At 67.7% G+C, this 20,747-nt stretch carries 22 protein-coding genes; 5 read left to right on the top strand and 17 right to left on the bottom strand.

Features of this window, described 5'->3' with window-relative positions:
• Positions 1 to 97 precede the first annotated feature (97 nt).
• From AC06E7_RS14180 to AC06E7_RS14140, 9 genes are all read right to left on the bottom strand, one after another.
• Positions 98 to 592, bottom strand: coding sequence for a dihydrofolate reductase (locus AC06E7_RS14180; RefSeq protein ID WP_478065120.1), 495 nt, complete (start codon positions 590 to 592; stop codon positions 98 to 100).
• Positions 589 to 1,149 carry a hypothetical protein gene (locus AC06E7_RS14175; protein WP_320459117.1) on the bottom strand — a complete coding sequence of 187 codons (561 nt, stop codon included), beginning with the start codon at positions 1,147 to 1,149 and terminating at the stop codon, positions 589 to 591. The genes AC06E7_RS14180 and AC06E7_RS14175 overlap by 4 nt, the downstream gene beginning before the upstream one ends.
• Positions 1,146 to 1,940: a thymidylate synthase gene (locus AC06E7_RS14170; RefSeq protein WP_093532936.1), complete on the bottom strand. Its 795-nt coding sequence runs from the start codon at positions 1,938 to 1,940 to the stop codon at positions 1,146 to 1,148. The genes AC06E7_RS14175 and AC06E7_RS14170 overlap by 4 nt, the downstream gene beginning before the upstream one ends.
• Complete coding sequence (gene lgt, locus AC06E7_RS14165) at positions 1,937 to 2,833, bottom strand: prolipoprotein diacylglyceryl transferase (RefSeq protein WP_320459118.1); 897 nt, start codon at positions 2,831 to 2,833, stop codon at positions 1,937 to 1,939. The genes AC06E7_RS14170 and lgt overlap by 4 nt, the downstream gene beginning before the upstream one ends.
• 51 nt (positions 2,834 to 2,884) lie before the next feature.
• Positions 2,885 to 3,373 carry a TPM domain-containing protein gene (locus AC06E7_RS14160; RefSeq protein ID WP_478065119.1) on the bottom strand — a complete coding sequence of 163 codons (489 nt, stop codon included), beginning with the start codon at positions 3,371 to 3,373 and terminating at the stop codon, positions 2,885 to 2,887.
• Positions 3,373 to 4,266 carry a TPM domain-containing protein gene (locus tag AC06E7_RS14155; protein WP_478065122.1) on the bottom strand — a complete coding sequence of 298 codons (894 nt, stop codon included), beginning with the start codon at positions 4,264 to 4,266 and terminating at the stop codon, positions 3,373 to 3,375. Before AC06E7_RS14155 ends, AC06E7_RS14160 begins: the two co-directional genes overlap by 1 nt.
• Before the next feature lie 10 nt (positions 4,267 to 4,276).
• On the bottom strand, positions 4,277 to 4,918 hold the full coding sequence (locus tag AC06E7_RS14150; RefSeq protein WP_068854548.1) for a LemA family protein: 642 nt from the start codon (positions 4,916 to 4,918) through the stop codon (positions 4,277 to 4,279).
• Positions 4,919 to 5,116: 198 nt separating this feature from the next.
• Positions 5,117 to 5,866: a TerC family protein gene (locus AC06E7_RS14145; protein WP_068849314.1), complete on the bottom strand. Its 750-nt coding sequence runs from the start codon at positions 5,864 to 5,866 to the stop codon at positions 5,117 to 5,119.
• A 39-nt stretch (positions 5,867 to 5,905) separates the two neighbouring features.
• Complete coding sequence (locus tag AC06E7_RS14140) at positions 5,906 to 6,286, bottom strand: diacylglycerol kinase (RefSeq protein WP_068849312.1); 381 nt, start codon at positions 6,284 to 6,286, stop codon at positions 5,906 to 5,908.
• A gap of 189 nt (positions 6,287 to 6,475) precedes the next feature.
• Between AC06E7_RS14140 and AC06E7_RS14135 the strand changes: the two genes are divergently transcribed.
• Complete coding sequence (locus AC06E7_RS14135) at positions 6,476 to 7,204, top strand: SGNH/GDSL hydrolase family protein (protein WP_478065118.1); 729 nt, start codon at positions 6,476 to 6,478, stop codon at positions 7,202 to 7,204.
• A 249-nt stretch (positions 7,205 to 7,453) separates the two neighbouring features.
• On the opposite strand, the gene AC06E7_RS14130 is transcribed toward AC06E7_RS14135, so the two are convergent.
• The 3 genes from AC06E7_RS14130 to AC06E7_RS14120 all read right to left on the bottom strand — a co-directional run bounded on the left by AC06E7_RS14130 (position 7,454) and on the right by AC06E7_RS14120 (position 10,326).
• Positions 7,454 to 8,725, bottom strand: a complete 1,272-nt coding sequence (locus AC06E7_RS14130) for a sensor histidine kinase (protein WP_068849308.1) — start codon at positions 8,723 to 8,725, stop codon at positions 7,454 to 7,456.
• A 148-nt stretch (positions 8,726 to 8,873) separates the two neighbouring features.
• A complete protein-coding gene (locus tag AC06E7_RS14125; protein ID WP_019182442.1) occupies positions 8,874 to 9,587 on the bottom strand; it encodes a response regulator transcription factor in 714 nt (237 codons plus the stop codon).
• A gap of 73 nt (positions 9,588 to 9,660) precedes the next feature.
• Entirely contained in the window at positions 9,661 to 10,326 is a 666-nt protein-coding gene (locus tag AC06E7_RS14120) for an arylesterase (protein WP_478065117.1), read from the bottom strand.
• Positions 10,327 to 10,446: 120 nt separating this feature from the next.
• On the opposite strand from AC06E7_RS14120, the gene AC06E7_RS14115 reads away from it, so the two are divergent.
• The 3 genes from AC06E7_RS14115 (at position 10,447) to AC06E7_RS14105 (ending at position 13,952) form a co-directional block, all read left to right on the top strand.
• Complete coding sequence (locus tag AC06E7_RS14115) at positions 10,447 to 11,046, top strand: ABC transporter ATP-binding protein (RefSeq protein WP_093536045.1); 600 nt, start codon at positions 10,447 to 10,449, stop codon at positions 11,044 to 11,046.
• Positions 11,043 to 13,526, top strand: a complete 2,484-nt coding sequence (locus AC06E7_RS14110) for an ABC transporter permease (RefSeq protein WP_478065116.1) — start codon at positions 11,043 to 11,045, stop codon at positions 13,524 to 13,526. The genes AC06E7_RS14115 and AC06E7_RS14110 overlap by 4 nt, the downstream gene beginning before the upstream one ends.
• Positions 13,527 to 13,598: 72 nt before the next feature.
• Positions 13,599 to 13,952 (top strand): DMT family protein, encoded by a 354-nt coding sequence (locus AC06E7_RS14105; protein WP_068849300.1) that lies wholly within the window; start codon positions 13,599 to 13,601, stop codon positions 13,950 to 13,952.
• Between the two features lie 3 nt (positions 13,953 to 13,955).
• Here the strand turns inward: AC06E7_RS14105 and AC06E7_RS14100 are convergent, their stop codons facing one another.
• The 5 genes from AC06E7_RS14100 to AC06E7_RS14080 form a co-directional block, all read right to left on the bottom strand.
• Positions 13,956 to 14,858: a DUF6607 family protein gene (locus AC06E7_RS14100; protein ID WP_478065115.1), complete on the bottom strand. Its 903-nt coding sequence runs from the start codon at positions 14,856 to 14,858 to the stop codon at positions 13,956 to 13,958.
• A 122-nt stretch (positions 14,859 to 14,980) separates the two neighbouring features.
• A complete protein-coding gene (locus AC06E7_RS14095; protein ID WP_478065114.1) occupies positions 14,981 to 15,538 on the bottom strand; it encodes a Hemin transport protein in 558 nt (185 codons plus the stop codon).
• 5 nt (positions 15,539 to 15,543) lie between these two features.
• Positions 15,544 to 17,745, bottom strand: coding sequence for a TonB-dependent hemoglobin/transferrin/lactoferrin family receptor (locus AC06E7_RS14090; protein WP_478065113.1), 2,202 nt, complete (start codon positions 17,743 to 17,745; stop codon positions 15,544 to 15,546).
• Between the two features lie 161 nt (positions 17,746 to 17,906).
• Positions 17,907 to 18,104, bottom strand: coding sequence for a hemin uptake protein HemP (hemP, locus tag AC06E7_RS14085; protein ID WP_068849295.1), 198 nt, complete (start codon positions 18,102 to 18,104; stop codon positions 17,907 to 17,909).
• A gap of 163 nt (positions 18,105 to 18,267) precedes the next feature.
• On the bottom strand, positions 18,268 to 19,242 hold the full coding sequence (locus AC06E7_RS14080) for a potassium channel beta subunit family protein (protein ID WP_426805620.1): 975 nt from the start codon (positions 19,240 to 19,242) through the stop codon (positions 18,268 to 18,270).
• Between the two features lie 203 nt (positions 19,243 to 19,445).
• Here AC06E7_RS14080 and AC06E7_RS14075 point away from each other — a divergent pair, with 203 nt between their 5' ends.
• Positions 19,446 to 20,744 (top strand): NupC/NupG family nucleoside CNT transporter, encoded by a 1,299-nt coding sequence (locus tag AC06E7_RS14075; RefSeq protein WP_426805619.1) that lies wholly within the window; start codon positions 19,446 to 19,448, stop codon positions 20,742 to 20,744.
• The last annotated feature ends 3 nt before the right edge of the window (positions 20,745 to 20,747 follow it).

Here is a 20,747-nt window from a genome sequence, read left to right as displayed (position 1 = left end):
TGGATGGGTTCACGGCGTCTCCCGCAAACCCACCGGCGCCAGCCAAGCCAGAGACCCTCGCAGGCGAAGGCTGTTGCTGTTGCTGTTGCTGCTGGCTTTACGCCTTCCGCGCGTAATCCACGAAATCGAACGCAAATGCATGTCGCGCATCAACGGCATGATGCTCACGCGCTGTTTCAACCCACCGTTGCGGGTCGACCGGCGGGAAATGGGTGTCGGCCTGGACGCGGGTATCCACCCAGGTCAGGTGCAGGTCGGTGGCCTGCGCCATGGCGAGGCGGTAGATTTCGCCGCCGCCGATCACGCACAGTTCGTCTGCGCCGGCAGCGGCCGCGAACTGCAGGGCTTCGTCGATGGTTGCCACCGCCTGCATGCCCTCGAACGGTACCTGGCCCGAGCGGGTCAGGACCAGGTTCGGGCGGCCCGGCAACGCGCGGCCCAGCGACTGCGCGGTCTTGCGGCCCATCAGGATCGGCTTGCCGATCGTCAGCGCCTTGAATCGCTTGAGGTCGTCCGGCAGCTGCCAGGGCAGCTGGTTGGCATGGCCGATGCCGTGGTCGTGGTCGAGTGCCGCAACAAGGGACAGCTTCACGTGCCGGCCTCCGGTTCCATCCGCGCCGCGTCGCAGTGCTGCTGCGCGCTGTTCACTTCGGCCAGTGCCTTCTGCAGGCCCGGGTCGGCGTCCATCATGCTGTCGGCCGCTTGGGTGAGCCGGGCCATGTGCGCCTCCTGTGCTGCCTGCAGGCCGGGGGCCGACATCACCTCGGCGTTCAGCACGCCGAGCTCCTCCTCCCCGCTTCGGTCCAGGAAGGCCTGCAGCTGCTGCGCCGTCCAGGCACTGCCGAGCAGTTGCTCGAAGCCGCGCTGGTAGGCAGGGTCGTTGAATGTTTCCTGCATGAAGCGCACCAGCGCCGTCGACATGCTGGCCACCGCCGCGCGCGTTGCCGGCTCGCATGCGGCCGGCAGATCGCCCGGCAGGAAACCCGCACCCAACCCGTCCGCCATCATCGCAACATTGTTGTTGACCTGGCGCAGCACGATCTGCGCATTGACCTGTGCGGCCAGGTTCCCGGGGGAATCGGCTGCGGCCTGTGCAAGTGCCGGCGACAGCAGCAGCATCAGCAGGGCGACCCGACGCGCCCGCCTCATACCGCCACCGGCGCCTTGATCGCCGGGTGCGGGTGGTAGCCGTCGATGCGGATGTCATCGAACTGGAAGCCGAACAGATCGGTCACGTCCGGATTCAGCCACAGCGTGGGCAGCGCGCGCGGTTCGCGCGCGAGCTGCTCGCGGGCCTGTTCGTAATGATTGGAATACAGGTGCGCGTCGCCCAGCGTATGCACGAAATCGCCCACGCCCAGCCCGGTGGCCTGCGCCACCATGTGGGTCAGCAGTGCGTAGCTGGCAATGTTGAACGGCACGCCCAGGAAGATGTCGCCGCTGCGCTGGTACAGCTGGCAGCTCAGCTTGCCGTCCACCACGTAGAACTGGAACAGGTTGTGGCAGGGCATCAACGCCATCTGCGAGAGCTCGCCCACGTTCCAGGCGCTCACCACCAGCCGGCGCGAATCCGGGTTGCGTTTGATCTCGTCCACCAGCCACTGCATCTGGTCGATGCTGCCGCCGTCGGCGGTGGCCCAGCTGCGCCACTGCTTGCCGTAGACCGGGCCGAGGTCGCCGTTCTCGTCGGCCCACTCGTCCCAGATCCGCACCTGGTTGTCCTTCAGGTAGCCGATGTTGGTGTCGCCCTTCAGGAACCACAGCAGCTCGTGGATGATCGAGCGCAGGTGCAGTTTCTTGGTGGTGACCAACGGGAAACCGTCGTTGAGGTTGAAGCGCATCTGCCAGCCGAACACGCTGCGCGTGCCGGTGCCGGTGCGGTCCGATTTTTCCGTGCCGTGTTCGAGCACATGCTCGAGCAGGTCCAGGTAGGCTTTCATGCCTTGCTCCCAGCCGTGGCGGGGGTGACCGGCAGCACCGGCTGCAGCACCGGCGCGCGGCGCGACAGGGCCAGCAGCACCAGGCCCAGCACCACCAGCGGCAGGCTCAGCAGCTGGCCGCGGGTGAACCAGTCAAAGGCCAGGTACACGCCGTTGTCGGGCATGCGCACGAATTCCACCGCGAAGCGGAACACGCCATACATCAGCGCGAACAGGCCCGAGACCAGATAACGGTGGCGCGGCGTGGCCGACACCGCCCACAGCACCACGAACATCACCAGCCCTTCCAGCAGCGCTTCGTACAACTGCGAGGGGTGACGGGCGAACGGATTGAGTGCGCCGGTTGCAAACTGCTCGCGCAGCGCCGGCATGTCCAGCTGGTTCAGCGGCGACGGCAGGCCGGAGGGAAACACCACGCCCCAGGTGCCGTCGGTGTACTTGCCCCACAGCTCGGCGCCGATGAAGTTGCCGATGCGGCCGAAGCCCAGGCCCAGCGGTACCAGCGGCGCCATGAAGTCGATGGTGTCGCCCAGGTGCAGGCGGTGCTTGCGCGACCAGTACCACGAGGCGAACAGCACGCCCAGCAGGCCGCCGTGGAAGCTCATGCCGCCATCCCACACCTTGAACAGCAGCAGCGGGTTGTGCAGGAAATCGCCCAGCGCGTAGAACAGCATGTACCCCACGCGGCCACCCACCACCACGCCGAGCATGGCGTAGAACAGCAGGTCCGAGAAGCCGTTGGCATCCACGCCCGGCAGCCGCCCCGCCGCGATGCGCCGCCGCCCCAGCCACCAGGCCGCAGTGAAGCCGAGCAGGTACATGATGCCGTACCAGTGCACCTTGACCGGCCCAAGCGAGATGGCGATGGGGTCGATGTCGTGGAGATAGATCATGGGCAATGCCTTGCAGGTAAGCGGCTATTCTCGGGCCAGCGCCGCCGTACCTCAACCAAGGAACTGCGGGGTATTGGGCAGGGCGTCATCCTTGGACCCGCTGCCGGGCGGATAGTGCCCCGCCAGTATGTCCGATACCTCGGCAATGGCCAGCAGCACCGCGTCCTGCAGGGCGCCCTCGCGCAACTGCTGCTGCATGTGCGCGCACACCGCCTGCCACTGCGCTTCGCCCACCCTGCCGCGCAGGCCGCGGTCGGCCACCAGCTCGATGGCGTGGTCGGCCAGCAGCAGGTAGACCAGCACGCCGTTGTTGTTCTCGGTATCCCAGGTGCGCAGCTGGGCAAAGGCATGCTCGGCCCGCTGCCGGGGCGTAACCCCCTGCCACAGCGCGCTCATTGGCAGATCCGCTTCCACCGCGAACATGACCTGGCCGCCGTGGCGGCGCTCGCCGCCGGCAATGGCATCCGTGATGGCCTGCAGCGCGTCTGGCGGGAAGGTCCGCTGAAGCGAAGGTGCGAACAGATGGCGCCAGATGCGCATCACCATCCTCCCGAGGCGCCACCGCCTCCGGATCGCCCACCCCCACCGCCCCAGCCGCCACCGCCACCGCCGAAGCCACCGCCTCCACCACCCCAGCCTCCGCCGCCGCCAAAGCCACCGCCGCCCCAGCCGCTGTTGCGGGCGAAGCGGCCGACCCGGCCGGAGGAGAAGCCCACGAACAGGCCGATCAGCCCGGCCAGGCCACTGGCCAGCCACAGCGAAGTGAACAGGAAGGCGGCCACCGCTGCGCCGCCACCGCCCAGCAGCGCGCGCACCGGGCGCGGCAGCCAGCCCAGCAGGGCGCGGGCGAAGGTGCCCACGAAGAAGCCGATCACCAGCGCCAGCGTGAAGCCATCGCCGCCACTGCCACGCGGTTCACGGTGGGCACTCACCGGCGCCGGCAGCTCCTCACCGTCGATCAGCTTCACCAATGCAGCGCTGCCGTCGACCAGCCCGCCGGCGTAGTCGCCGCTGCGGAAGTGCGGGGCCAGGTATTCCTGGATCACCCGGTTGGCGATGGCATCGGGAATGGCGCCCTCCAGCCCGTAGCCGGGCTCGATCCGCACCCGGCGGTCATCCTTGGCCACCACCAGCAGCACGCCATCGTCCACGCCGCTGCGGCCGATCTTCCACTGCTCGAACACCCGCTGGGTGTACTGCTCGATGGTTTCCGGCTGGGTGCTGGGCACCATCAGGATCTGCAGCTGGCTGCCCTTGCGCTGCTGCAACGCCAGCGCCTGGGCCTCCAGCGCCTGTTTCTGGGCGGCATCCAGGGTGCCGGTGGTGTCCACCACCGGCGAGGTCATCGGCGGAATCGCCGCGTCGGCCTGCGCCCAGGCCGGCACGGCCACGCACAGGCACAGCAGCAACCACGCGCGCAGCAGCAGCGGGATGTTCACCGGCTTACTGGGCCGGTGCCGGAGCCTGCTGCGGTGGCGGCGCGGGCGCCGGGGCCGCGGGCTGCGCACCGAACTTCACCGCCGGCGGCTGCGAGATCTGCGCTTCGTTCTCCACCGTGAAGTTCGGCTTTTCCTTGTAGCCGAACAGCTTGGCGGTGATCAGCTGCGGGAACGAGCGGACGTAGGTGTTGTAGTCCTGCACCTGCTGGATGTAGCGGCCGCGCGCCACGGTGATCCGGTTCTCGGTGCCTTCCAGCTGCGCCTGCAGATCGCGGAAGCCCTGGTCGGATTTCAGGTTCGGGTAGTTCTCGGTCACCACCAGCAGCCGCGACAGTGCGCCACTGAGCTCGCCCTGCGCCTGCTGGAACTGCTTGAGCGACTCGGCGTCGTCGGCATTCACGTTGACCTGGCCCACCCGCGCGCGGGCATTGGTCACGTCAGTGAGCACCTGGCGCTCCTGGTTGGCATAGCCTTCCACGGTCTGCACCAAGTTGGGAATCAGATCGGCGCGGCGCTTGTACTGGTTGAGCACCTCGGCCCAGCCGGCCTTGACCTGCTCATCCTTCTGCTGGATCGAGTTGTAGCCACAACCTGACAACAGGCTGGCCAGCAGGGCCAGCAGGATCAGTCGGGGAGAGATACGCATGGCCGGCTCCGGATCGGGGGTGGACGCGGCCGGAGAATGGCATGAATAGGGGTTAATTCCCCGTTAGGGTGTCCGGGGGTGACGACCAACGGTCGTCACCTGCCGGGTGGGTCCGCGCAGCCATTGCCGGTGGATCCGGGTCCCACCGGTAAGTACCGACCGTTGGTCGGTACGGGTGAAACCGACCGCAGGTCGGTTTCACCAATTGCCGGCACCCGGCACGTGGTGGGCCACCGCGCGGCGGCGCATCAGCAGGTTCAGCCACTCCACCAGCACCGAGAAGCCCATGGCGGCATAGATGTAGGGCTTGGGCACGTGCACGTCCAGGCCGTCCAGGATCAGCACCGCACCGATCAGCAGGATGAAGGCCAGGGCCAGCATCTTCACGGTCGGGTTGGCGTCGATGAAGCGGCCCAGCGGGTTGGCCGCCAGCAGCATGACCGCCACCGACAGCAGGATCGCCGCGACCATCACCGGCACGTGGTCGGCGATGCCGACAGCGGTGATCACCGAATCCAGCGAGAACACGATGTCGATGATGGCGATCTGCGCGATCACCATGCCGAACACGGCCGAGGCCTTGGTGGTGGTGGGATCTTCGTCTTCGCCGCCGGTGATCAGCTCGCGGATTTCCATGCCGCCCTTGATGATCAGGAACAGGCCGCCGAGGATCAGCACCAGGTCGCGGATGGAGATGCCCATGCCGGCCACGGTGAACAGATTGGCCTGCATGTGCGCCAGGTAGGCCAGCGACACCAGCAGCAGGATGCGGGTGATGCACGCCACCGCGATGCCCAGCTTGCGCGCGAACGGACGACGCGATTCCGGCAGCTTGCTCACGGCAATGGAAATGAACACCAGGTTGTCGATGCCGAGCACGATTTCCAGTGCGCTCAGGGTCAACAGGGTCAACCAGACGTTCGGGTCGGACAGCAGTTCAAGCAACATGGACCTGGATCCTTACTAAGGGGAAGAAAGGGGGGCGCGTCAGAGCACGCGCGGCGCCAGGACCAGGCCCCAGCACAGCAGAACATTCATCATCAGCACGAACACCGCCGCCGAGCCCATGTCCTTGGCGCGGCCGGCCAGCTCGTGGAATTCGGCGCCGTAACGCTCGATCACCGCTTCAATCGCCGAATTGGCCAGCTCCATGGCCAGTACCAGCAGCATCGAACCGATCATCAGCGCGCGCTCGACCGGGGTCTGCCCCAGCCACAGCGCCAGCGGTGCCAGCACGACCAGCAGGTAGACCTCCAGGCGGAACGACGACTCGTGCAGCCAGGCCGCCCGCAGGCCCTGCCAGGACCACACCGCCGCCTTGAAGATGCGCTTGGGGCCGCGCGGCATGTGCCCGGTTTCATCAGCCACGCAGGGTCACCCCACGGCGGAAAACAAGGCAGGACGGCAGGTGCGGGGCACGACAAGGGGTCATGGGCAGCGCGGGAAGCGGTGGACAATCCCCCATTTTGCCACAAGGGTGGCGGCGCCACCCGGCCGTGCCGGGCGTTGGCCGGCCCACCCGGCCTAGAATGACCCCACGCATCAAAGGAGTCGTTCATGTCCCAGCGTTTCGCCCGCCCGCTGCTGCTCGCCCTGGCGCTGACCGCCAGCCTGCCCGCCCTGGCCCTCAAGCCCGCCCCGGTGCCGGCCCCGCCGCAGGTCCCCGAACAGGTCTCCAACGTGGCCTGGGCCGGCGACATGGCCGCCTTCGCCAAGGCCGACGCCGCCACCCCGCCCCCGCGCGGCGGCATCGAGTTCATCGGCAGTTCCTCGATCCGGATGTGGGACACCCTGGCGGCCGACTTCCCCGGCCAGGACGTCTTCAACCGCGGCTTCGGCGGCTCCGAAGTGCGCGACAGTACCTGGTACGCCGACCAGATCGTGATTCCGTACGCGCCGTGCAAGGTGTTCTTCTACGCCGGCGACAACGACCTCAACAGCGGCCGCACGCCGACCCAGGTCCGCGACGACGTGGTGGCGTTCGTGCAGCGCGTGCACCGCGACCTGCCGAAGACCACCGTGGAAGTCATCTCGATCAAGCCCAGCCCGTCGCGCGCGCAGCTGCTGCCGGCGGTGCAGGAAGCCAATGGATTGATCCAGCAGGCGCTGGCGAAGCTGCCCAACACCGGTTACACCGACATCTACACCCCGATGCTGGGCACGGATGGGCAGCCGCGTGCCGCGTTGTTCCGCGAAGACATGCTGCATATGACGCCGGAGGGGTATGCGATCTGGCGGAAGGCATTGGCAAGCAAGGTGCAGTGTGGTGCAACGGTAAAGCGGTAACAGCGCACGTTGTTTTGAGGTCATGCGTTAAAGGGCCGATCAGCAGAGTCGGCAGTCGTTTGGGAACCGACCCTACCGCGCTCGCACACCATCGAGGGGAGTGGCGGGCGTGGGTTTGCGGGGGTGTGAGCCGCATGGATGCGGCGACCAAGCCCCCAAGGATGGGTTCACGGCGCCCCCCGCGGGCCCACCCCCGCCGCTCACCTGCACGCGGGCAATGGAAACGCCGTTGCTCTGCGCTTTTACGCGTCAGCGATAGATGATCGTGGCCTGGGTGCCGACCCCGGGTTCGCTGGTCAGGGCGATCTTCCAGCCGAAGCGGTCGCACAGGCGGCGCACGATCGACAGGCCCAGGCCGGTACCCTGCGGGCGGCTGGGTTCGGCGCGGTAGAACGGCTCGAACGCGCGCGACAGCGCTTCGGCCGACATGCCGATGCCGGTGTCGCGCACCACCACCCGGTCGTCCAGCACGTCCACGTCGATACGGCCTTCGTCGGTGTAGCTGCAGGCATTGCGCAGCAGGTTGCTGACCACCACCTGCAGTACCCGCGGTGGCGCGTGCAGGTGCACCGGTGCCTCGCTATGCAGGTGGATCTCCACCGGCCGGCCCGCGATCAGCTCGCGCGCGTTGTCCACTTCGTAGCGCACGATCTCGTTGACGTCGAACAGTTCGATCTGCGGCTCCACGTCCGCCTCGCGCGCCAGGATCAGGAACGCATCGATCACCGCCTCCATGTCGCGCCCCGCGCGCTGGATGCGGTGCAGGCCGCGGCGCAGCCGCGGCGTCATGTCCTGGTCGCCCAGCGCCATGTCGCTGGCCACCCGGATCACGGTCAGCGGCGTGCGCAGTTCATGGCTCGCATCGCGGGTGAAGTTGCGTTCGCGTGCCACGTGCGCGGTGACCCGCGTGGCCAGCGAATGCAGGGCCGCCGCCAGCTGCCGCGTTTCGCCCTGCATGTCCGCCGGCAGCTTGTCCGGTGCCAGGTCCGATGCCTCCGGATGGCCCGGGTTCCAGCGCGACACCCGCCGCGCCAGCCAGTTCACCGGCGAGACCAGTCGCTTCGACGCCCGGTAGGTGATCCACGACGCGCCATACACCGCCAGCAGCGTCAACAGCACCGGCACGATGCCGAACCAGAACGCCAGCATCTCCGCGCGCGAACGCAGGAACACCAGGTACAGCTGCCCTTCCGGGCGCGCATCGACCAGCACCAGCTGGTCGTCTGCCTTCAACTCGTGGAAGCCAGGCGCCAGCGTGCGCAGGTTGGGCGGCAGGCTCAGCGCCGATTGCCCGGCCTCCAGCAGGTAACCGCGGATGTTGCGCGTGTTCGGCGGCGGCTGCGCGGGCGAGGCCGCGTGCAGGTCCCAGAAATATGTCGCTTCTTCCTGCAGCGCGCTGCTGACCAGGCTGTGCTTGATCACCAGCGAGACCAGCCACGCGCCCAGCAGGATGCCCAGGCTGGCCAGTACGGCCTGCAGGATGAAGACAATGCGGATCTTGCGCGGCAGACCGTGCGGCATTACGAAGTCCAGGTCGAGTCGCCGCGATTATAGGAAAGCGCGCCGTTATTCCATCGTGCAAGCAACGGCGATGCCCCGGCAAGTGCCGGGGCATCGTGTACATCGGGGCCGCAAGCCCCCACCATCGTGCGCCCTGCGCTGTGGCGCATCAGCTCATCGGCTGGGCGATATCGGCAATACGGTAGCCGGCGCTCTGCACGGTGTGCAGCAGCGGACGGTCGAACGGCTTGTCGATGATCTTGCGCAGGTTGTACAGATGGCTGCGCAGCGTGTCCGAATCCGGCAGCCCGTTGCCCCAGATCTCGCGCTCGATTTCCTGGCGGGTCACCACGCGCGGCGATTCGCGCATCAGGATGGTGAGCAGGCGCAGGCCGATGGGCGACAGCTGCAGCTCGGTGCCCGCACGCGTGGCGCGCATGCTGACCGGGTCCAGCACCAGGTCGGCGACCTTGAGCACTTCCGATCCCACCTGGCGGCGTTCGCGCCGGATCAGCGCGCGCAGGCGGGCTTCCAGCTCCTGGATCGCAAACGGCTTGGTCAGGTAATCATCGGCGCCGAAGCCCAGGCCGGTGAGCTTGTCGTCGAGCGTATCGCGCGCGGTCAACATCAGCACCGGCGTCGACTTGCGCGCATCGTTGCGCAGCCGGCGGCAGACTTCGATGCCGTCCAGACGGGGCAGCATCAGGTCCAGCACCACCACGTCGTAACTGTTTTCAGCCGCCAGACGATAACCGTCCAGCCCGTCCTGGGCGTAGTCCACTTCGAACCCGCGGCCTTCCAGGTATTCCCCGATCATCTCGGAGATATTGCGGTTGTCTTCGACCACCAGCACCAGGCCGGAGGTTTCCTTTGTCTGACGCATGGGAGTCCCTCTTTCTTCAGCTTTGTGAAACATGCCGGATCGTCGGTGGAGGCGATGTGAAGCCGCTCACGGATCAGTTCGACGGGGCGTTCATCAGGGGTTTGAGCAGCGGCCAGACGTTGTCCAGCACCTTCGGCTGGGCCTTGGCGGTGGGGTGCAGCCCGTCGCCCTGCATCAGCCCGGGCTGCAGGGCCACGCCCTCCAGCAGGAACGGCAGCAGTGCCACCTTGTACTGGCTGGCCAGGCCCGCATACACCTGGCGCAGGCGGTCGCGATAGGCCGGGCCGTAGTTGGGCGGTACATCGATGCCCAGCAGCAGCACCTTGGCGCCGGCCTTCTGGCTGGCCACGATCATCTTTTCCAGATTGCCGCGCAGCTGCGCCGGGCTCAGCCCGCGCAGCGCGTCATTGCCGCCCAGTTCGATCACCACCACCGACGGCCGATGCTTCTCCAGCAGCGCCGGCAGCCGGCTCAGTGCGCCGGCCGTGGTTTCGCCGCTGATGCTGGCATTGATGATCGTCGGCGGCGGCGTGATCTGCTGGCTAACCCGCTGCTGAAGCAGGTTCACCCACCCCGATGCGGCCGGGATATTGTGGGCGGCACTGAGGCTGTCGCCGACCACCAGCACCGCGTGCCGGGTATTGGCACCTTTGGCACATGCCAGCGCAGGCAGCAGCAGCAACCCTGCCAGCAGCAAGAACACCTGGGCCGCCCGGCCCGCCCATTTTGCTCGGTACATTGGAGAATCCTCATCGACAGCCTGTCCCCCCGCAGCGCGCCCGTCGCCATCGCCGCCCACAACGTGGGCAAGTCCGCACGTGGCCCGGAGGGTGAAGTCCACATACTGGACAACATTGACATGACCGTCCATGAAGGCGAGAGCGTCGCCATCGTCGGCGCGTCCGGTTCGGGCAAGACCACCCTGCTCGGGCTGCTGGCCGGACTCGACCTGCCCAGCCGCGGCGACATCGCCCTGGCCGGGGCCACGCTCGGCGCGCTGGATGAGGAAGCCCGTGCGCAGCTGCGCGCGCGCGAGGTCGGCTTCGTGTTCCAGAGCTTCCACCTGCTGCCGGCGCTGACCGCTGAAGAAAACATCGCGTTGCCGCTGGAACTGGCCGGGCGCGAGGATGCGGCGCGGGTGCGCGAGGTGCTGGCGCAGGTCGGGCTGACCCACCGCGCCCGCCATTACCCGCGCCAACTGTCCGGCGGCGAGCAGCAGCGCGTGGCGCTGGCGCGTGCGTTCGTGGCACGGCCGCGCATCCTGTTTGCCGATGAGCCCACCGGCAGCCTGGACCAGGCCACCGGGCAGCAGATCAGCGACCTGCTGTTCGCGCTCAACGCCACCAGCGATACCACGCTGGTGCTGGTGACCCATGACCTGCGCCTGGCCCAGCGCTGCGAGCGCATCTACCGGCTCGACGGCGGCCGCCTGGTCGATGCCGCCGGAATCACCGCATGAACGTACTACGCCATGCCGGGCGTGCGCTGCGCCGGGAATTCCTCGCCGGCGACCTGCTGACCGTGTTCGCCGCGCTGGTGCTGGGCGTGGCGGTGATGACGGCGGTGGGCACGCTGGTCAACCGGGTCACGTTGGCGCTGACCAGCAGCGCGGCGGAAATGCTCGGTGGCGACCTCGGGCTGGGCGGCCGCGAGGACGTGCCACAGGCCTTCGCCGACGAGGCACGCGCGCGTGGGCTGGCCAGCACGCGCATGGTCAGCTTCCCCAGCGTGCTGTTCCACGGCGATGAAAGCCAGATGGCCAACATCAAGGCGGTCAGCGACGGTTATCCGCTGCGCGGCGAACTGCGGGTCAGCCGCGCCCCGGGCGGCGCCGGCGAAGTGGCCGGCACCCCGGCGGCAGGCGAGGCCTATGCCGACCCGCGCCTGATGCAGGCGCTGGGGCTGAAGGTGGGCGACGCCCTCGAATTCGGCGCCGGCACGCTCACCGTGACCCGCGTGCTGCAGGCCGAACCGGATACCTCCGGCGAGCTGATGCAGCTGTCGCCGCCGCTGCTGGTCAACCGCATCGACGTGGACCGTGCCGGCCTGCTTGGCCCGGGCAGCCGCGCGTCGTACCGGATGATGTTCGCCGGCAGTACCGAGGCCATTGCCGATTTCCGCGGCTGGCTGCAGCCGCGCGCCAAAGGCCTGCGCATTGTCGGCATTGCCGATGCCCAGCGTGGCGTGCGCGGCGCGTTCGACCTGGCCGGCCGCTTCCTGTCGCTGGCCGCGCTGCTGGCGGTGCTGCTGGCGGGCGTGGCCACCGCGCTGGCCGCCAACCGCTTCGCGCTGCGCCGGATCGACCAGGTGGCGGTGCTGCGCTGCCTGGGCGCGCGCAATCGCGACATCCTCACCGCCATGGCGCTGCAGCTGGTGCTGCTGGCCATCCCGGCCTGCCTGGTCGGGATCGGGCTGGGCATGGCCGCGCAGGCCGGGCTGGTGCAGGCGCTGGGCGGGTTGATTCCGGGCCGGCTGCCGTTGCCGCAGGCCACCCCGGCGCTGAGCGGGGCGGGGATCGGGCTGGTGCTGCTGCTGGGTTTCGGCCTGCCGCCGCTGTTGCGGCTGCGCAAGGTGCCGCCGATGCGCGTACTCAACCGCAGCTTCGCTACCCTGCCGCCCAGTTCCCTGCTGGTGTATGCCGCCGCGCTGGCGGCCACCGTGGCACTCACCGTGCAGGCCACAGGCGATGTGCGGCTGGCCGCCTGGGTGCTGGGCGGGCTGGCCGCGCTGGCGTTGCTTGCAGGTGCGGCCGGGGCCACCCTGCTGTGGCTGCTGCGTGGGCTGCAGCCGCGCCTGCGCGGGCGCTGGAAGCTGGGCCTCGCCGCCCTGACCCGCCGCCGCGGACTGGCGGTGATGCAGCTGGTGGGACTCTCGCTGTCGCTGTGCGCCCTGTTGCTGCTGTCGGTGATCGGCCCGGGGCTGTTGGCGCAGTGGCGCGACCGCCTGCCCAGCGATACCCCGAACTATTTCCTGATGAATATCCAGCCCGAACAGCGCCAGGCGGTGCTGGCCGCGCTGGATGGCCTGGGCGTGGATTCGCCCGGGATCGAGCCGTTCAGCACCGGCCGGCTGCTGGCCGTCAACGACAGGCCACCGCAGCGGCAGGAACGCGAGGACAACAACAACGACGATGACGATGCCAACCGCCCGGTCAACTTCTCCTGGCGGCATGATTTCCCGCCGGCCAATACCCTGTTGAGCGGCACGTACTGGGCCGCAGGGAGCACCGCTGCCGAAGCTTCGATCGAACAGGGCTGGGCCGAACGCTACGGGATGAAGCTGGGCGACACGGTTACCCTGCAGATGGGCGAGCAGGAACGGCGCTTCACCGTGACCAGCATCCGCAAGGCCGACTGGGATTCGTTCCGGGTCAATTTCTTCCTGCTGCTCAATGAGGGGGCGGTGGGCGATGCGCCGTACAACCTGATCACCGCCTTCCACCTGCCGCGCGAACAGGCCCCGGCACTGGCCGGGCTGACCCGCCAGTACCCGAACATCTCACTGCTGGATATCGACAGCATCCTGCAGCGGGTGCGCGAGGTGGTGGACCGGGTCAGCCAGGCCGTGCAGCTGGTGATGGGCTTCAGCCTGCTGGCCGGAGTGCTGGTATTGCTGGCCGCGTTGCAGGCCACCGCCGGTGAACGCCGTTACGACAGCGCGGTGCTGCGCACGCTGGGCGCCACCCGCACCCAGCTGCGCGGCGCGGTGCTGGTGGAATTCGGCGCGCTGGGTCTGCTGTCTTCGCTGCTGGCGGTGGGCACGGCGGCACTGCTGGGCAGCGTCGTGGCCCGCCAGGTATTCGAACTGCAGCTCAGCCCGCCGTGGGGCCCGCTGCTGGCCGGAGGCGCACTGGGCGTGGCGCTGAGCATGCTGGCCGGCTGGTGGGGCACCCGACGGATCCTGCACACCCCGCCGGCGCTGGCCCTTCGCGAGGCATGAACGCGATTGATGACACCGGCAGGGGTCGGCGCTAGGTATGCTGCCCGCCCCTGCCCCCTGAGAATGCCCGCGATGCCCGGCACGTCGTTCACCGCTTACCTCTACCCCGTGTTGCTGCTGCTGGGCAGCAACATCTTCATGACCTTCGCCTGGTACGGCCACCTCAAGTACAAGAGCGCCCCACTGATGATGGTGATCCTGGTCAGCTGGGGCATCGCCTTCTTCGAGTACTGCCTGCAGGTGCCCGGCAACCGGCTGGGCAGCGCGGTGTACTCGGCCCCTCAGCTGAAGGGCATGCAGGAAGTGATCACGCTGGTGGTGTTCGCGGTGTTCTCCGCGTTCTACCTGGACCAGCCGTTGAAGTGGAACCATTACGCCGCGTTCGGGTTGATCGTGGTGGCCGCGTTCCTGATGTTCAAAGAGTGAGCGTCATTCGGGCGCTTTTTCCACCCACTGCCTGAACACCGCGTCGATCTGCGCGTCCTTGACCTGCTTGCCGTCCTGCAGGTCCTGCGCCTGGGTGAACAGCGGAATGATCATCGCCATGCCATCCAGCCTGGTCTTGAGGTGTACGCCCGGCGCCTGGCCGAGGAAACCGTCCCAGCGTGCGCGCACCTTGGCCCAGTAGTCCGCCGTTGCGGTCCAGTAGTCGTAGGCCGGTTTGAAATCGACCTCGGTGGTGCGGTTGTAATCGTTGAAGCCGAACTCACGCGCGATCTCCTGCTGGCTGCCGCCGGCGCCGCGCAGGATCTTGGTGTTGAACTGTTCGTGGGTCCAGCCGTTGGGGGTGAGCGTGTGCCGGTTGACCACCGCCAGCGCGTTGTAATCGCTGCGGCGGGTGTACTCGCGGCGCGGCAGTGGCCGCCAGCTGAGGTCGCTGGTCCAGGTGGCCACGCCGTTGCGGTAGTCCCACCGGCCGGTGCCGCAGTAGCGCGGGGCATCGCTGACTTCATACACGCACTGGGTCCACGCGCCGGCGTTCACCGCCGGATCGATCGCACGCACCTGCCAGGTCTGGTCGGCGCTGAACTCGAACCGGTTCGGCGCCTCGTACACCCAGTCCTGCCGCCAATGCTTGGTCACGTGGCCGCTCTTGCCGTCCACCAGCAGGTGCTGGAGCACGATCCGCTTCGGGCTGTCCTCGACCACGATCACCACTTCGTTGCCGCCGCTGCGCACAGCCGGCGCGCGCTCATAACCGGGCTTGAGCAGCACGGTTTCATCGAAGGCGAAATCGACGATGTACTCGCCCTTCATGGCCAGGATGCTGGCGTGGTCGCGCTGCAGGTCGGAGGGCTGGGCGTGGGCGATGCCGCTGGCGGCAAGCAGCACACACGCAACGCCTGCGCAGCCGCGTAGCGACACGCCATGCGTGTCCTGCGTGGTGCCTGGCGCTTGCGTGGGACACGCATGGCGTGTCGCTACGGGGTTCAGGTTCATCGATGGTGCTGCCTTCAGGAGGAAAGGTGGAAGAGCGGGGCCACGTTGGCGTCGTCGACCCACAGTTCGCCGTCGGCACCCTCGACCCGCGCGATCCGGCGCGCGGCGGTGGCGCCCAGCGCGGAAAGGGAGGCGACGCTGGCGGCCAGTCCTTGGCCATCGCCGGCATGCAGCCGCAACGCGCACATCCGCCAGGGTTCACCCCCCAGACGCGTGGCCACGCGGCGCCACAGGCGCTCGGCCACGCCGCCCTCATTGGCCGGCTCCGGGCGCGCCGGGAACGCCGATACCAGGCGGTCCCAGGCCAGGAAATCGCTGTCGGGCAGCAGGTACAGCCGCCAGCAACAGCGTCCGCGCGCATCGGAGAAACACAGGCTTTCGCGGATGCCTTCGCTGTCCATGCCCTGGCAGGCATGGGCCGAAACGGCATGTTTCCAGCCGCCCAGCTCGCTGCTTTCGGGGCGGTACAGACACAGCACCGTGCCCAGTGCCGCCAGCTGTTCCGGGGATGGCAGCTGGCCAGGGCGCAGGTACCGGTCTGGGGTTCGCAGTGCGGAAAGGGCTCGGCTCATGATGGCTACCAGCTCACGGCAAGGCTGGCCGAGACGTTCCGGCCAGGGTTGGTGTAACGGTCGATCACCGTGCTGCTGGAGGCCAGCGCGGAGGTGATCGCGGAGTAATCGATGTAGGTGCGGTCGCCGAGGTTGAACACGCCGACGTTGATCTTGGCGCCGGGGGCGAAGTCCCAGTGCGCCACCAGGTCCAGCACCCCATAGCCGGCCGGGCGGAACGCGGTAGCGCTGGCCATGCGGTCCTTGCGCCTGGCGAACGTGCCCAGCAGCTCCACGCCCCACGCATCTCGGTCGAAGGCGACGCCGAGCGTGCCGCGCAGCGGATCGATCGACTCCAGCGGCACGTCTTCGGTCTTGTCCTGCCCGCGCGACCACGCTACCGCGCCGTTCAACGACCAGCCGGCCAGCGCGGTGCTGAGTTCGCCGAACTCGACCCCCGCCTTCAGTTCAGCACCGTAGATTTCCGCGTCGGCGATGTTCTGCGACTGGAACACGATCAGCCCCTGCGGGTTGATGCCGACCTGGCGCTGCGACTCGATGAAGTCCTTGTAGTCGTTGTAGTAGCCGCTCAGGCTGACGTACGCGGCCTTGCTGACATAGCGCAGGCCCAGTTCCAGGCCATCACTGGTTTCAGGCTTGAGGTCGGGGTTGGGAATGGCGGTGTAACCGAACATCACGTTGGTGAAGCCCAGGTTGACATCGTTGTACGGCGGCGAGCGGAAGCCGTGCGCGTAGCCGGCGAACAGCGACCAGTCATCGGCGAAGCGCCACACCATGCCCAGCTTCGGCGACACGCTGGTCTTGGTCAGGTCCGAGACCGGCATGCCCGGGTTGTCGGCGGCGAAGATCGGGTCCACGTCCGGGCGCAGTTCGTAGTGGTCCACGCGCACGCCCGGCACCAGCGAGAAGCGGCCATCGGCAAAGCGCATTTCGTCCTGCACGTAGAGGCCGAGCTCGGTGGTTCTGCTGATGGGGAAATCGCGCACGGGGAACGCATCGGGCAGGATCGTGGTGCTGGTCTGGCCGTTGGCCAGGACCTGGTAGCCGTCGCGCTTCTGCCGCGTTTCGGTCCAGGTGCCATCGAAACCATAGGTCAGCGCGTGCTCGACCGCGCCGGTCTGCAGCGCCTTGTGGAAGACTGCCTGCAGGCCGTACACGCGCTGGTCGAAGTTGAATTCACGGTGGCGCGTGCTGAGGTTGGCGCGCTGCTCATCGGTGCGCTGGGTGGTTTCGCTGTCCTGCCGGTACAGCTGCCAGGACAGGCTGTCGGCGAAGCCGGCGGCCAGGTTGTCCATCTCGTGCGCGAACGACACCCGCGCGCGGGTCTGGTGGTCGCGCGCCTGCATGCCGGTGGTGGTGGTGTGGTCGATGGCCGACAGCACGTCGGTGTCCACGCTGTCTTCGTTGCCTTCCACCGTCAGCCGGAAGCGCTGGTCTTCGCTCGGCGCATAGACCAGCTTGCCGAGCACGCTGCGGCCATCGCGGTCCTGCGGGTTGGCGGCGGTGCGGGTGCGGTCGCTGCTGCGCACATCGCCCATGCTTTCGGTTTCCTGGCCCTGGCGATGGTTGACGTTCACCATGCCGCTCCAATGGTCGCCGCCAAAGGCGGTGGTGGCGCTGCCCAGCAGGCCGTTCCATTCGCCGTCATAGCCGAATTTCAGGCCGACGTAGCTGTTTTTACCGTCCTTGAGGTAATCGGCCGGGTCCTTGGTGACGAAGGCCACCACTCCGCCCAGTGCATCGGAGCCATACAGCGCGCTGGCCGGGCCGCGCACGATCTCGACCCGCTTGAGCGTTTCCAGGTCGGTGAAGTTGCGGTTGGCGTCGGAGAAGCTGCCGATGCTGAAGGCCTTGGGCATGGCGATGCCGTCGGTCTGGATCAGTACGCGGTTGCCATCCAGCCCGCGGATGCGGAACCCGCCCAGGCCGAAGCGGGCCGGGCTGCTGGTCACCGAGATGCCCGGCTCGTAGCGGACCAGGTCCTTGATGCTGCGCACAAGGTGGTCATCCAGCTGCTCGCGGTCGATCACATCAACGGTGGCGGCCACATCGCTGAGCGCACGTTCGGTGCGGGTAGCGGTGACCTGCACGCGGTCGAAGTCGCGCGCGTCGGCACCGGCATCGGGGGTGGCAGGGGCAGCCGCGTGGGCGGCGGCCATGGGCAGCGCCAGCCACAAGGCAAGGCTCAGGGCGGTAGGACGGGTCATGTGGGTGGGCAGGGTCGGCTGGACGCGGAAGGAGACCCCCGACAGACGCCAGGGACCAAGCGGTCGCAGGCGACGTGCCGAGGGGGAGAGAGCAGTGAAGGCGGCAGGCCTGGGGAGCGCATCGCGGCCGCGCGAATGCACCCCGTGGGGGAGGCGGGCCGTTACTTGGTGAGGATCAGCTTGTCGTTGCTGGTGTGGCGCAGACGATAGAAGCGGTCGCCGTGCTGGATCAGGATTTCGCGGCGACCCTTGAGCAGGGCCTCGCTGTCGATCACTTCTTCGGCCGGAACGGCGCGGACCGGGCGGTCGCGCAGGGTCAGCGTTTCGGGGCGCAGCAGTACAGCGGCTTGAGTGTTCATTGTCTGGACTCGTGCGAGGGACGAGTTAGATGATAATGATTCTCAGTTCACAATCAACAACCATTCTCATGTTGATTGATGAAATTAATGATCGATTTTTGGAAATCGATTGATGCTGCCTATCGGTAGAGCCACGCAGGGCGTGGCTCTACCGGCCGTCAGGTCAGGGCGCGAAGACCGCCTCCACCCTGCTCCAGTCCGTTTCGGCCACCTGCTCCAGCACCTCGAGGGCGCCCAGGTTCTGCTCCAGCTGGCTGACCCGGCTGGCGCCGAGGATCACGCTGGAGACGTTCGGGTTGCGCAGGCACCAAGCGATGGCCAGCTGCGCCGGCGACTGGCCCAGCTCGGCAGCCAGCGCGCTGTAGGCGCGCACCTTGTCCAGCCGGGCCTCGGCCGAATCGCCCAGCACCAGCTCGCGGAGCCAACCCATCTGGGCCTGGCCCAGCCGCGAATCCGGATCGAACCCGCTGTTGTACTTGCCGCTCAGCAGCCCCGAGGCCAGCGGCGAGAAGATCGTGGTGCCCAGCCCCGGGTCGGCGTACAGCGGCGCGTACTCGCGCTCCACCCGTTCGCGGTGCAGCAGGTTGTACTGCGGCTGCTCCATCGTCGGCAGGTGCAGGTGGTGGCGGCGCGCCACGTCCACCGCTTCCTGGATCTGCGCGGCCGACCACTCCGACGTACCCCAGTACAGCACTTTGCCCTGCCGGATCAGCGCGTCCATGGCCAGCACGGTCTCGGCGATCGGGGTGTCCGGATCCGGCCGGTGGCAGTAATACAGGTCCAGGTAGTCCACTCGCAGGCGCTTGAGCGCGGCGTGGCAGGCATCGGTCACGTGCTTGCGCGAGAGGCCGTGCTGGGTCGGCCGGGGCTCGTCCACCGCGCCGAAGAACACCTTGCTGGACACGCACACCCCATCGCGGGGCAGGCGCAGGTCGGCGATCACATCGCCCATCACCTGCTCGGCGCGGCCGCGCGCATACCCCTCGGCGTTGTCGAAGAAGTTGATCCCGTGGTCCCAGGCACAGGCAACCAGGTTGCGGGCCTCGTCACGGCTGATCTGGTCGCCGAAGGTGACCCAGGCCCCGAAGGACAAGGCCGACAGCTTCAGCCCGGACGAGCCCAGGCGGCGGTAGTGCATGCGTTTTCTCCTGCTGGATGGCTGCGCCAGGACACCGGGGCGCGGCCGGAATGAGTCGCATCAGTGTATCGCCCGGCGGGCCCGAACCCCTGTGGATACTTGCCCGATCGCGGCCGATCGGCCCCCGCACGCTGCTTTTCCTTGCCCCGCCCCTGCCGCTGCTCTAGGCTTCCCGTTTTTCGCGGCGCCCTAGGGGAAGTCTGATGGTCGAAGGTTTGGGCAGGATTGGCTTCGGCCTGTTCGGGTTGGTAGTGCTGATCGGCATCGCCTGGCTGTTCTCGAACAACAAGCGTTCCGTCGACTGGCGGCTGGTGATCACCGGTATCACCCTGCAGATCGCCTTCGCCGCGGTGGTGCTGCTGATGCCCGGTGGGCGCGAAGCGTTCTCGCTGCTCGGCGACGGCTTCGTCAAGGTGCTCAGCTTCGTCAACGAAGGCTCGCGCTTCATCTTCGGCAGCCTGATGGACACCAACCAGTTCGGCTTCATCTTCGCCTTCCAGGTGCTGCCGACGATCATCTTCTTCTCGGCGCTGATGGGGGTCATGTACCACCTCAACGTGATGCAGCTGATCGTGCGCGGCATGGCCTGGGCGATCACCAAGGTGATGCGCGTGTCCGGCGCCGAAACCACCAGCGTCTGCGCCAGCGTGTTCATCGGCCAGACCGAAGCGCCGCTGACCGTGCGCCCGTACATCGCCAAGATGACCCAGTCCGAGCTGATCACCATGATGATCGGCGGCATGGCGCACATCGCCGGCGGCGTGCTGGCCGCCTACGTGGGCATGCTGGGCGGCAACGACCCGGTGCAGCAGGCCTTCTACGCCAAGCACCTGCTGGCCGCCAGCATCATGGCCGCCCCGGCCACCCTGGTGGTGGCCAAGCTGCTGGTGCCCGAAACCGGCACCCCGCTGACCCGTGGCACCGTCAAGATGGAAGTGGAGAAGACCTCCAGCAACATCATCGACGCCGCCGCCGCAGGCGCTGGCGACGGCCTCAAGCTGGCCCTGAACATCGGCGCCATGCTGCTTGCCTTCATCGCCCTGATCGCCCTGCTCAACGCCCCGCTGACCTGGTTCGGCGAAATCACCGGCCTGCAGGCCATGATCGGCCGCCCGACCGACCTGTCGACCATCTTCGGCTACCTGCTGGCCCCGATCGCCTGGGTGATCGGCACCCCGTGGGCCGATGCCACCACCGTTGGCTCGCTGATCGGCCAGAAAGTGGTCATCAACGAGTTCGTCGCCTATTCCAAGCTGTCCGAAATCGTCAACGGCCAGGTCCCCGGCGTGTCGCTGTCGGCTGAAGGCCGCCTGATCGCCACTTACGCCCTGTGCGGTTTCGCCAATTTCAGCTCGATCGCCATCCAGATCGGTGGTATTGGTGGGCTGGCACCGGAACGCCGCCACGACCTGGCCAAGTTCGGCCTGCGGGCCGTGCTGGGCGGTACCATTGCCACCTTCATGACGGCGACCATCGCCGGCGTGCTGACGCATTTCAGCTGATAT

The organism is Stenotrophomonas sp. Steno-Z4, assembly GCF_056393145.1.
Note: the sequence above shows the minus strand (reverse complement) of the source record. Positions and strands in the feature narration are given on the sequence as shown.